The organism is Lentzea roselyniae (genome assembly GCF_039537795.1).
GTDB lineage: Bacteria > Actinomycetota > Actinomycetes > Mycobacteriales > Pseudonocardiaceae > Lentzea > Lentzea atacamensis.
The window spans coordinates 1-11,558 of sequence record NZ_BAABBE010000076.1 but is presented as its reverse complement, the minus strand read 5'-3'; the positions used below and the strand labels follow the sequence as shown (position 1 = coordinate 11,558).

At 67.8% G+C, this 11,558-nt stretch carries 13 protein-coding genes; 3 read left to right on the top strand and 10 right to left on the bottom strand.

The annotated features are described in order from the left end of the window. Window positions 1-423: 423 nt before the first annotated feature. Genes ABFX45_RS45150 through ABFX45_RS45140 form a run of 3 tightly spaced genes read left to right on the top strand, consistent with a single transcriptional unit; the run spans window position 424 to window position 1,416 of the window. Window positions 424-720 (top strand): helix-turn-helix domain-containing protein, encoded by a 297-nt coding sequence (locus ABFX45_RS45150; RefSeq protein WP_346137255.1) that lies wholly within the window; start codon window positions 424-426, stop codon window positions 718-720. After that, entirely contained in the window at window positions 690-1,268 is a 579-nt protein-coding gene (locus ABFX45_RS45145; RefSeq protein ID WP_346137254.1) for a DUF5753 domain-containing protein, read from the top strand. Before ABFX45_RS45150 ends, ABFX45_RS45145 begins: the two co-directional genes overlap by 31 nt. Continuing rightward, window positions 1,243-1,416 (top strand): DUF397 domain-containing protein, encoded by a 174-nt coding sequence (locus ABFX45_RS45140; protein WP_346137253.1) that lies wholly within the window; start codon window positions 1,243-1,245, stop codon window positions 1,414-1,416. Before ABFX45_RS45145 ends, ABFX45_RS45140 begins: the two co-directional genes overlap by 26 nt. Here the strand turns inward: ABFX45_RS45140 and ABFX45_RS45135 are convergent. The 10 genes from ABFX45_RS45135 to ABFX45_RS45090 all read right to left on the bottom strand — a co-directional run bounded on the left by ABFX45_RS45135 (window position 1,403) and on the right by ABFX45_RS45090 (window position 11,427). After that, a complete protein-coding gene (locus tag ABFX45_RS45135; RefSeq protein WP_109640000.1) occupies window positions 1,403-1,948 on the bottom strand; it encodes a radical SAM family protein in 546 nt (181 codons plus the stop codon). The genes ABFX45_RS45140 and ABFX45_RS45135 overlap by 14 nt on opposite strands. 78 nt (window positions 1,949-2,026) lie before the next feature. Next, window positions 2,027-2,671 carry a response regulator transcription factor gene (locus ABFX45_RS45130; protein WP_109640001.1) on the bottom strand — a complete coding sequence of 215 codons (645 nt, stop codon included), beginning with the start codon at window positions 2,669-2,671 and terminating at the stop codon, window positions 2,027-2,029. Then, on the bottom strand, window positions 2,668-4,467 hold the full coding sequence (locus ABFX45_RS45125; protein WP_146231765.1) for a sensor histidine kinase: 1,800 nt from the start codon (window positions 4,465-4,467) through the stop codon (window positions 2,668-2,670). Before ABFX45_RS45125 ends, ABFX45_RS45130 begins: the two co-directional genes overlap by 4 nt. A 53-nt stretch (window positions 4,468-4,520) precedes the next feature. Next, window positions 4,521-4,745: a hypothetical protein gene (locus tag ABFX45_RS45120; RefSeq protein WP_109640003.1), complete on the bottom strand. Its 225-nt coding sequence runs from the start codon at window positions 4,743-4,745 to the stop codon at window positions 4,521-4,523. 107 nt (window positions 4,746-4,852) lie between these two features. Further along, window positions 4,853-5,842 (bottom strand): zinc-dependent alcohol dehydrogenase family protein, encoded by a 990-nt coding sequence (locus ABFX45_RS45115; RefSeq protein WP_346137252.1) that lies wholly within the window; start codon window positions 5,840-5,842, stop codon window positions 4,853-4,855. Further along, complete coding sequence (locus ABFX45_RS45110; protein WP_109640005.1) at window positions 5,839-6,639, bottom strand: carbohydrate ABC transporter permease; 801 nt, start codon at window positions 6,637-6,639, stop codon at window positions 5,839-5,841. Before ABFX45_RS45110 ends, ABFX45_RS45115 begins: the two co-directional genes overlap by 4 nt. Beyond that, a complete protein-coding gene (locus ABFX45_RS45105) occupies window positions 6,636-7,565 on the bottom strand; it encodes a carbohydrate ABC transporter permease (RefSeq protein WP_346137251.1) in 930 nt (309 codons plus the stop codon). Before ABFX45_RS45105 ends, ABFX45_RS45110 begins: the two co-directional genes overlap by 4 nt. A 1-nt stretch (window position 7,566) precedes the next feature. Then, window positions 7,567-8,916: an ABC transporter substrate-binding protein gene (locus tag ABFX45_RS45100; RefSeq protein WP_346137250.1), complete on the bottom strand. Its 1,350-nt coding sequence runs from the start codon at window positions 8,914-8,916 to the stop codon at window positions 7,567-7,569. A 74-nt stretch (window positions 8,917-8,990) separates the two neighbouring features. After that, window positions 8,991-9,752 (bottom strand): DeoR/GlpR family DNA-binding transcription regulator, encoded by a 762-nt coding sequence (locus tag ABFX45_RS45095; RefSeq protein ID WP_109640008.1) that lies wholly within the window; start codon window positions 9,750-9,752, stop codon window positions 8,991-8,993. Window positions 9,753-9,945: 193 nt separating this feature from the next. Then, on the bottom strand, window positions 9,946-11,427 hold the full coding sequence (locus tag ABFX45_RS45090; RefSeq protein WP_346137249.1) for a glycoside hydrolase family 13 protein: 1,482 nt from the start codon (window positions 11,425-11,427) through the stop codon (window positions 9,946-9,948). Window positions 11,428-11,558: the final 131 nt, after the last annotated feature.

Sequence of the window (11,558 nt, the reverse complement as noted above, 5' to 3'; positions counted from 1 at the left end):
GGACTTTCCGCTTGAGCTCGTCGAGGAGCTCAAGCGGAGTGGCGAGTCCGAGGGGTGGCATGCGTCCATTGTGGCAGGAACACGTGTTCGAATTCCATTCCACAATCGGGTGAACGCGCAGGTCAGCGCCCTATGGCACCGTGCGCGCACACTCTCTCTAGACGCACGCACCCCGCACCACGCAACCACCTACGCAATCGGCGCCCATCGCACGCACCGGCACCACGCCCCGCAACCACCTACGCACGGCGACCACAGAAACTCGGTCCGGCACACGCCCGACGCAGGAGGGCATGTGCCGGGTTGCCGAACGCGAAGCCGTGCCGCCCCAACGCAACCGCCGCCCCCACGCCCGCAACGCACCACGCTTTCACCCGAACGAGCCCGTTTCGTGGTTTGAATCCAAGCCCTAGCTTCGGACGCATGACCGCGATCGCATCCACCGCGTACAGCCGGGATCTCGGCGACGAACTGCGCCGCCTCAGGGAGTCGTGCACCACGTTCAACGGCCACGCGATGGCCGTCCAACTCGGCTGGGACCCGAGCAAGGTGTCGAACATCGAGCGCGGCAAAGCGCGTGCCAGCGAGATCGACCTCGTCCAGTACCTGGCGACGTGCGGCAAGGACATCGACTACTTCGAGGAGTTCCGCAGCCGCTACCACAACGCCTTCGACTGTACTTCGCCCAGGTGCCGGACAACCTCCGCACGCTCGCGATGACCGAGGCGATGGCCACGAAGATCATCAGCTATGACGTCATGACGGCGCCCGGCCTGGTGCAGACGGAGCGGTACGCACGGGAGCTGTTCGTCGACGGTCAGATCGAGGCACCGGACGACATCGAGAAGTACGTCGAGGCGCGCATGGCACGACAGGCGGTCATGAGGCGGCCGAACCGCCCGGAGTGCCTCTTCTACGTGCACGAACTCGCCTTGCGGATGCGACTGGGTGATGCCCAGCTGCGCGAAGACCAGTACCTGCGTCTCCTCTTCCACACGCACGTCCTCCGGATCGTGCCCGCGCACGTCACCGCGTTCCGTTCCGCATGTGTGCTGTACGAGCTCGGGAAGGCATCTCCGGTCGTGTTCACCGAGAACGACATGGCCCAGGTGTTCGCGCAGGACAAGACGGCTGTCGCGCGGGCGAGGAGGCTCTTTCAGCGGCTGGATGCCGTTGCCTTGGATGAGGAACAATCGCGGAGCAAGCTGGCGGAATACGTCAGCGGACTGCGGGAGGACTCCGATGTTCCAGGAACGGACTTGGCGTAAGAGCACGTACAGCAGCGCGAACGGCTCGGGCAACTGCGTCGAGGTCTCGCTCGCTCAGGACGCGCTCGTGCGGGACACCAAGAACGCGAGCGGTGACGTTCTCGCGTTCTCGACCCCCGCCTGGCGCGCCCTGATCAACTGGCTCTGACGACCGACGTGTTCGCGGTCTCCACGGTCACCCGGACCGACTGCGGAGCCAGCGACTGCAGGTACTGCGCGTGGTCCGGCCCGATCGTGTCGCTGAACGCGATGAACGCCAAGTGCGGCAGCTCGAAGGCGGTGGTGGCGCAGAAGTCCTCCAGCCGGTCGAACCCGCGCCGGATGCCCGTGGCGTCCAGCCCGAACACGGCATGCCGGTCGAGCTTCGCGGCACCGATGTCGAGCAGGTGCAACGCGTGCATGGCGTGGGTGAACGCCATCGCGCACACCTCGATGCGCGCACACGACACCAGCAAAGTCCTGACCATCGACGGATGCAGCGACTTGCCGGAAGTGCGCAGCACGACGTCGATCCCGGCGGCGCGGAACATCTCGACGATCTCGAACAGGCCCGGCACGCCGAGGGGCTCCCCTCCGCCCAGCGTGACGGTCTCCGGTCGCATCGAGACGAGCGCCCGAGTGATGTGCAGCATTCTCTCGTGGCTGAGCCGCGCGTGTGCGACGTCCCAGGTGATGTCCATGCGGTCTGGCCCCCTTCGGCGGATGTCGCCGATCGAAGCGGGGGACGTGTCCCGCCGTCAGGTGACCGTTGTCCCCACTTACGAGGGACTTCCGAGTCCCGCCTCGCGCGCCCGCACGATGGCCTGCGCGCGGTCCGCGACCTGCAGCTTCGTGAAGATCGACGACACGCGGTTGCGCACGGTCTTCTGCGACAACGAGAGCCGGTGCGCGATCGAGGTGTTGTCCAGCCCGGACGCCACCAGCTCCAGCACGTCCCGTTCCCGGTCGGTGAGCTGCGGGAACGCCACCGCCTTCGACGACGAGATCGCGGTGAAGTAGCCCATCATCCGCTGCGCGATGGTGGCGCTGAAGATCGCCTCACCGGCCCCGATGGCCTGCACCGCACGCACGATCTCGTCGTCGTCGGTGGTCTTCACGAGGTATCCGCGCGCACCGGCCCTCATCGCCGCGAACACCAGTTCGTCGTCCTCGTGCATCGTCAGCACGAGGACGCCCAGCGACGGCTGCGCTTCGAGGATCCGCTTGGCCGCGTCGACTCCACCCAGGACGGGCATGTGCAGGTCCATCACGACGACGTCCGGTTGCAGCGTCAGCACCACGGAGACGGCCTCTGCCCCGTCCGCCGCCTCGCCGACGACCTCGAGCCCGTCCTCACCGTCCAGCAACGCCTTGAGCCCGCGCCGGAACACGGGGTGGTCGTCCGCGATCACAACCCGCGTCACTGGGCCTCCATGGGGATCCGCGCCACCACCTTGGTGCCGTGTGGTTCCGCTGGTCCCACTGTGCACGATCCGCCCAGTTCCGCACAGCGTTCCCGCATCGAGTCGAGCCCGACCCCGGGCCGCGCGTCCGCCGCGACCCCGCTTCCGTCGTCCACGATCTCCACGACGAGATCACCGTCCTGCCGCACGGTGATCGTGCACGTCGACGCACCGGAGTGGCGCGCGGTGTTGGTCAGCGCCTCCGCGACGATCCGGTACGCCGCGACTTCCACGGCCGCGGACAGCCCGTCGATCTCCTCCGCCTCCACCCGGACGGTCAGCTCGCCGTTGAACCGCGCGGCCTCGTCCCGCACGGCCAGCGCGAGTCCCTGGTCCAGGATCGGCGGCCGCAGCCCGTCCACGAGCCGGCGCACCTCGCCGGCGGTCGAGTCGACGTCACCGAGCACCGGGTCAAGCACGGTGCCCAAGGTCCGTCGCAACGCCTTGAGCTGCAACCGGATCCCGACCAGCGCCGGTCCGACGCCGTCGTGCAGGTCGCGCCTGAGCCGCAGTCGCTCTTCTTCGCGTGCGCGCACGAGCCGTTCACGGGCGAGCTGCAGATCAGCGGTCAGCTTGATCGACTGAGCGGCCGGCGCGGTGGAGCGGGCCAGGTCGACGAGCAGGCTCAGCTCGCGATCGCTCAGCCGTTCGTCAGGGGCACGTGGCTCGACGACGAGATCGCCGACCAGAGAACCCCGATAGGTCATGGGAAAACGCAGCTGCGGCCATCCGCGGCTGCGGCCGTGCTCTGCGAGCACGGATCCACCGCGAATCGCCACGTACGGCAGCTTCAACGACTCGGCGACCGTGGCGGCCACCGTCGGCAGCACGTCCTGCGACCGTTCGAGCTTCTCGCTCAAGGTCGACAAAGCGGCATAGGGATCAGCGCGCACCCCGAACAGCCACCGGTCGAGCTTGCGCTGGACCCAGCTGCGAATCGGCGCGAACACCAACCCGGCGGCCACCACGCCGATGACTTCGGCGTCGTCCGCGAACAACTGCCCGCCCGCGAGCATCACGCCCATGTAGACGAGCAGCAGCACCACGGTCAACGTGCCGTAGAGCAACGACCGGTGAATCAGCAGACTGATGTCGTACAGGCCATAACGCACGATCGCGATCACCGCGGCTGCCGGGAACGCCAGCACACCGACGAGCCACGCGACGTGCCCGTCCGTCGTTTCCACCACGGTCGCGACGACGGCCAGGGCCATCAACGCGACCGCCCACACCAGCAGCCGCCGTTCGTCCCCTTCGGCCTTGCGCCACCTCAGCACCAGCGACACGACGGCGGCGACGACCGCGATCCCGGCCGCGATCACGGCGATCGCGGTGATCGTCTTGGCAGCCGCGGGACCACCACCGCGCCAGAACCCGGCCGGATCACCCCACGATCCCCAGGCGAGCCCCGCCGTGCCGAGAACAGCGCTCAGCAGCGACGCCCCGATGGCGATCCACCACCGGCCGCTCAGCGGTTTCCCGTTCGGGAAGACCAGTGCGACGGCAGGCAGCAGCGCGTAGGTCGGCCACCAGACCCACGCCTCGACCCAGCGAGCCGGATGATCGGCCGGTTGGCCCGCGACCGCGACGGCGATGCCGCCGAACACGCCCATGGCCAGCAGCAACCACCCGACGGCCGACCTGCTGACGTGCCCGATCACCCGCACACCGAGCAGCGTGAAGGCGATCGCGATCAGCCAGTTCCGCGGATGCGAAATCGCGCCGGTGACCGCTGTGTGCACGACGGCGAAGAGCACACACGCGGCCACCAACGCGCCAATGACCCGGGCGAGGACTACCTCGGCCCGGGTCAGTCGTTGAGCCAGTGCCACAGGTTGTGGAACGGCGAACCGTCGTCGAGGGTGCTGATGCCACCTGGCCAGCCCTGGAACGTCATGATCCGGTGACGCAGCTCCTCGACGGACATCGGCTTGGCGGCCTTGTGGACATGGTCGAAATCGACGTCCTCAGACTGCGGGTTCATCGCCCGCGCCTGAAGCTCCGCGTACCAAGACAGGAGCTCTTCGTCGGACATGTGCGAAAAGTACGGCGGTACTACCTTCTGCCCGGACTTCGACATGTCTGGAAGGAGTCGTGAGCACTCCTCTGGATACACGAGTCCCCACGATCGTTCCGTTCAGTTCACGGCAGGACCTGGATCTTGCGTCCCTTACCGGCCCTGAACTGGTCCAATGCCCCCGCGTAGTCGTCCAGCGGCACCCTGTCGCTGATGAAGACGGCGGGGTCGAGCACTCCGGTCGCGAAGAGGTCCGCCGCCCGTTCGAACGAGTGCAGCACCGCCATCGAGCCGGTGATCGTGATCTCCTGGTTGTAGATCTTGTACGGCTCGATGGTGACCCGGGCGGAGTAGTCGGACACGCCGAACTGCAGGAACGTGCCGCCCTTCGCGACCCGGCCGAGCCCGTCCTGGATCGCCTTCTCGTTGCCGGTGGCGTCGATGACGACGTCCCAGCCCTCCGGCCGGTCCAGCTCGTCCGCCGTACCCGCCACCGCGGTGACGCCGAGCCGCACGGCCGTCTCCAGGCGTTCCGCGTTGAGGTCCACGACCTCGATCGACGACGCCCCGGTCAGCTTGCCGAGCTGCAGCATCATCAGGCCCATGGTCCCGGAGCCGTAGATCAGCACCCGTGACGCCATCTGCGACCGCAGCACGTCGTATCCGCGCACCGCGCACGACAGCGGCTCGATCAGCGCGGCGTCCTCGGTCCGCACGTGGTCGGGCAGCTTCACGCAGTTCGCCACCGGCGCCACCGCGAACTCGGCAGCGCCACCGGAGGTCGTGACACCGATCGCGGCCCACCGCTCGCAGAGGTTGTTCTTGCCCGCGCGGCACATCCGGCACTCGTAGCAGTAGAGCGAGGGGTCGACGGCCACGCGGTCGCCGACCTTCAGCTCGCTGACCCGCGAGCCGATCTCCACGATCGTGCCCGCGAACTCGTGGCCGGGCACGACCGGCAGCGTGGGAGCGAACTCGCCCTGCAGGATGTGCAGGTCCGTGCCGCACAACCCGCAGGCCGCCACGTCGACGACGACCTCACGGGGCCCGCAGGGCGGATCGTCCACAGTGGTCACTTCGACGGACCCGACGCCGGTGATCACTGCTGCTTTCACTTGACTGCTCCCAACGACAGGCCCTGGACCAGCTTGTCCTGGGCGGCGAACCCGGCGATCAGCACCGGCAGAGAAACCACGACGGCCGCAGCGCAGACCTTGGCCAGGAACAGACCCTGCGAGGTCACGAACCCGGTCAGGTACACCGGCGCGGTACCGGCGACGACACCGGTCAGCACCCGTGCGAACAACAGCTCGTTCCAGCTGAAGATGAAGCAGATCAACGCCGTCGCCGCGATGCCGGGCATCGCGATGGGTGCCACCACCCGGCGCAGGATCGTGATCAGCCCGGCGCCGTCGATCGACGCCGCCTCGAGGATCTCGCGCGGTACCTCGGACAGGAACGACCGCATGAGCCAGACCGCGATCGGCAGGTTCATCGAGCAGTACAGCAGCGTGAGGAACGAGATGTTGTCGAGCATCCCGGCGAACTGCGCGATCAGGTAGATCGGCAGCAGCGCCGCGACGACCGGCATCATCTTGGTGGACAGGAAGAAGAACAGGACGTCGGTCCACTTCTCGACCGGCTTGATCGACAACGCGTACGCGGCGGGGATCGCCAGCAGCAGCACGATGATCGTCGACCCGATCGAGGCGCTGAACGAGTTGAGCAGCGGAGGCCACGCGCCACCGTCGAAGAACTCCGAATAGCCGTCCAGCGTCAGCGGCGCCGCGATCGACGGCGGGTTCGTGGCCGCGTCCGACTCGCTGTGCAGCGAAGTCAGGAACATCCACGCGACCGGCGCGAAGAACACGATGCCGGCGAACCAGGCGAGCACACCCCAGATCCTGCTCATCGCGCCTCCTCCTTGAACAGCGAGGACACCACGCGCAGCGCGAACGTCGCGATGAGGATCGACCCGGCGACCACGATCACACCGGCCGCGGACGCCTCGCCGTACTCGTGGGCCTGGTAGAAGGTCTGGTAGATCATGTACGGCAGGTTCGCCGTGCCCAGGCCACCGGACGTGATGGTGAAGACCGCGTCGAAGTTCTGCACGATGTAGATCGACCCGAGCAGTGCGCCCAGCTCCAGGTACTGCCGCAGGTGCAGGAACGTCAGGTAGCGGAAGATCTGGAACGGCGACGCGCCGTCGATCCTGGCCGCCTCGACGGGTTCCACCGGCTTGCTCTGCAGGCCCGCCAGCAGGATCAGCATCATGAACGGTGTCCACTGCCACACCAGCGACAGCACGACGGCGGACATCGGCATGGAGCTGATCCAGTCCGGCTGGGCGGAGAAGCCCAGCCAGTTCAGGATTCCGTTGAACAGCCCGTACTCCGGGTTGTAGAGCACGTGCTTCCAGATCAGTGCCGCCGCGACCGGGACGACGAGGAACGGCGCGATCAGCATCGTCCTGACCAGGCCTCGGCCGGCGAACTTCTTGTCCAGCAACAGCGCCAGCCCGAGGCCGAGGACCAGGCTGATCAGGACGACCGAAGCGGTGAGGACGATCGTGTTCACGATGGACGACCGCAGGTCGGGGTCGGTGAACACGTTGACGTAGTTGTCGAACCCGGCGAACCCGCGGCTGGTGGGGTCGAGCGAGTTCCACTTCATGAACGAGATGACCAGCGTGGCCACGAACGGCAGCTGCGTCACGACGATCAGGAAGATCAGGGCGGGCAGCAACGGGGCCCGCCGCGCCCACTTCGGATAGCTCTTGCGGGGGACGGGAGGCGGCCGGTCGACGACCGACCGCTCCCGCGTCAGGACCGCCATCTCACTGCCCCTTGTACTTCTGCGCGACCTTCTCCGCGAGTCCCTGGGCGTTGTTCAGCGCGTCGTCCACCGACACCGCGCCCGCGATGGCCGAGCTGATCTGCTGCGACACCTGGGTGCCCAGGTCGGTGAACTCGGGGATGCCGACGAACTGGATGCCCGGCGCCGGCCGCGGCTGCACACCGGGGTCGAGCGGCTTCGCACCCTTGATCGCGGCCTCCGCCTGGGAGGAGAACGTGCCGGAGGACTGCTTGTACTCGGCGCGCTGGTAGGTCGACGAGCGCTTGCCGTCCGGGACCTTCGACCAGCCGAGGTTCTTGCCGACCAGTTCCTCGTAGCCCTTGCCGGACGCCCACGAGATGAACTTCCAGGCCGCGTCCTGCTTCTTCGACGCCTTCTGGATGCCGAACGCCCAGGTGTAGAGCCAGCCGGAGCTGTCGGTCTTCACGACGGGGGCCTGGGTGAAGCCGAGCTTGCCCTTGACCGGGGAGTCGTTCGCCTCCAGCAGACCGGCGGCGACCGTGGCGTCGTACCACATCGCGACCTTGCCCTGCGTCATGTTGTTCAGGCACTCCGCGAACCCGGCCTGCGGGGCGCCCGCCTCGCCGTGGTTGCGCACGAGGTCGACGTAGAACTTGGTGGCCTCCTTGAACTCCGGCGCGTTCAGCTGGGCCTGCCAGTCCTTGGTGAACCACGTGCCGCCGAAGGTGTTCACCACCGTCGTCAGCGGTGCCATCACCTGGCCCCAGCCGGGCTGGCCGCGCAGGCAGATGCCGCGGACCTCCGGCGTGGAGACCTTCGCGGCGGCCTCCGCGACCTGCTGCCAGGTCGGCCTCTCGGGCAGCGTGACGCCCTTGGCCTCGAAGATGTCCTTGCGGTACATGAGGAACGACGACTCGCCGTAGAACGGCTGCGCGTACACCTTGCCGTCCGCGGCGGTGAGCGACTGGCGGATCGGCTCCAGGATGTCGGCCTGGTCGAACGCGCTGTCCTTGGACACGAAGTCGTCCATCGGCGCGAGCCAGCCGTTCTTGGCGTACATCGGCGTCTCGTAGTTGGAGATCGTCGCCACGTCGTACTGCCCGGCCTGGCTGGAGAAGTCCTGGCTGATCTTGTCGCGGACGTCGTTCTCGGGCAGCACGGTGAAGTTCACCTTGATGCCGGTGTCCTTGGTGAAGTTGTCCGCGGTCAGCTTCTGCAGGTCGAGCATCTGCGGGTTGTTCACCATCAGCACGTTCACCGAGTCGGAGCCGCTGCCCCCACCGCCTCCGGCGCCCGCGCAGGCGGAAGCCAGCAGCAACACAGCGGTGGCGGCCCCAAGTGTGCGTAGAGGTGTGCGGATCGACGACATCGTCGTTTCCTTTCCGGGGGATTTCCGGGCGCGCTGAAGAGAGGGGAGGTACCGCGCCGGCGAAACTGGGAGCCTCAGGCCCTGATGACCTTGGGGCCGAGCGACGTGTAGCGGTGTGCCTCGTGGGCGGAGAGGCCGTTGTCTGTGACGATCGCCTCCAGGTCGGAGACCTCGGCGAACCGGTGGAAGCTCGACACGCCGAACTTCGTGTGCACCCCGACGAAGATCTTCCGCCGGGACGCGCCGAGCGCCTTGGCCTTCACCGCTCCGACCGCCGGATCGGGCGTGGTCAGGCCGTGCTCGCGGGAGATGCCGTTGGCACCGATGTAGGCGAGGTCGATGACCATCTCGCCGAGCATCCTCGTCGTCCAGTGGTCCACTGTGGCCAGTGTGTGTCCCCTGACCCGCCCGCCCAGCAACAGGACGGTGCAGGACGGGTGCTCGGACATCGCCGCGGCGGTGGGCAACGACGCGGTGATGATCGTGAGCGGGTTGGTCGTGGGCAACGCCTCGGCGACGAGCTGCGGGGTGAAGCCCTCGTCGATGAACACGGTCTCGGCGTCGTCCAGCCGTTCGGCGGCGGCCTTGGCGATGCGCCGCTTCTCCGGCACGTGCGACCCGGAACGGAACCGCAGTCCGGTCTCGAAGCCGGCGCTCTCGACCGGGACGCCACCGCCGTGCGTTCGCCGCACCAGGCCGTGCTCGTCGAGCACGCGCAGGTCGCGCCTGACCGTTTCGGGCGCGACGCGCAGTTCCTGCGCCATCTCGACCACGTCGACACGGCCGTCGGCGCGGGCCCTGGCCAGAATGCGACGCTTGCGTTCCTCGGCTCGCATTTCACCTGCCCATTCGGCTCTGGGGTTGCCCGTTCGGGCTGTGTCTAGATGAAACACCCACGTCACGTTGTGGCCGCCGCCACAACTGACCGAGATCCTGCCCGATTTCTGCCCGTTTCACACGACGAAAGCCGCGCCCACCTGGGGCGCGGCTTTCGGGCATGCCCGGATGGGCGAGCAGAACGGCCCGTTTCTAGCCCAACCAGGCAGCGGCGTCGGGCGGCAGCTGGCCGTTGACCAGAGGGATGCTCGACAACGTCGCCGTGCCGGGCAGGTCGACGGCCCGGTCCGACAGGTTGACGACGCAGGTGTGGGCGCCGCGCCTGAACGCGAGCACGTCCTCGCCCAGGTCGAGCCACTCCAGGTCGCCGTCGATCGCGCGACGCCGCGCGAACACCTGGCGGTACAGGCTGAGCATCGACTCGGGGTCGTCCGTCTGGGCCGCGACCGAGAACTTTTGCCAGTTCTCCGGCTGCGGCAACCAGCTCGGGCCGTCGTCGGCGGACCAGGGGAGCGGCACGCGGCAACCGTCGCGGCCGCGGTCGGTGAAGCCGGAGCGGTGCCACACCGGGTCCTCGCGCAGCTCGTCCGGCAGGTCCTCCACCTCCCAGAGCCCCAGCTCCTCGCCCTGGTAGACGTACACGCCGCCGGGAAGCGCGGCGGTGAGCATGATCGCGGCGCGGGCCCTGCGCGTGCCGAGCTCGAAGTCGGTCGGGGCGCCGTGCTGCCGGTCCGCGAACGAGAACCCGGTCTTCTCGCGGCCGTAGCGGGTCACGTGCCGGGTGACGTCGTGATTGGACAGAACCCAGGTCGATGGCGCGCCGACGGGTTCGTGCGCGGCCAGCGTGTCGTCGACCACCCGGCGCAGCTCCTGGGCGTTCCAGGGACAGCAGAGGAAGTCGAAGTTGAACGCGCTGTGCATCTCGTCTGGCCGCAGGTACCTGGCGAACCGGACGGGGTCGGGCAGCCACATCTCGCCGACGAGGATGCGGTCGCCGTCGTACTCGTCGACGATCTTGCGCCAGCTCCGGTAGATCTCGTGCACGCCGTCTTGGTCGGAGTAGGGCTGATCGGCGTCGGGCCTGCTGAAGTCCTTGACCAGGCCGTCGGCCACGTCGATGCGGAAGCCGTCGACGCCGCGGTCGAGCCAGAACCGCAGGATGTCCTCGAACTCGTCCTCGACGGCCGGGTTCTCCCAGTTGAGGTCCGGCTGTTCGGCGGCGTAGAGGTGCAGGTACCAGCGGCCGTCCGGGAGCCTGCTCCACGCCGGGCCGCCGAAGCGCGACTTCCAGTCGTTCGGGAGGTCCTCGGTGTCACGGATGTGGAAGCGGTCCCACAGTCCCTCCTTGAACCACGGGTGCTGGTCGCTGCAGTGGTTCGGGACGATGTCGATGATCACCCGCAGGCCCAGCCCGTGCGCGTCGGCGATGAGCTTCTCCGCGTCGGCGAGCGAGCCGAACACCGGCTCGATGTCGCGGTAGTCCGCCACGTCGTAGCCGCCGTCGGCGAGCGGGCTCGGGTACCACGGGTTGAGCCAGATCGCGTCGAAACCGAGACTCGCGATGTGCTGGAGCCTGGCGCGGAGGCCGGCCAGGTCACCGATGCCGTCGCCGTTGCCGTCCGCGAAGCTGCGCAGGTAGACCTGGTAGATGGATGCGTTGCGCCACCAACTCATCTGGTGTCCTAATCAGTTCTGGGAGTGGCCATCCGGCACACTCCTGGTGGTAGCCGGCCGGCGGGTGAGCACTCTTTTGTCCTGGACGCCTGAGTCCTGCTGAAAGACAGTGCCCCTGCCGGTGGGCCGGG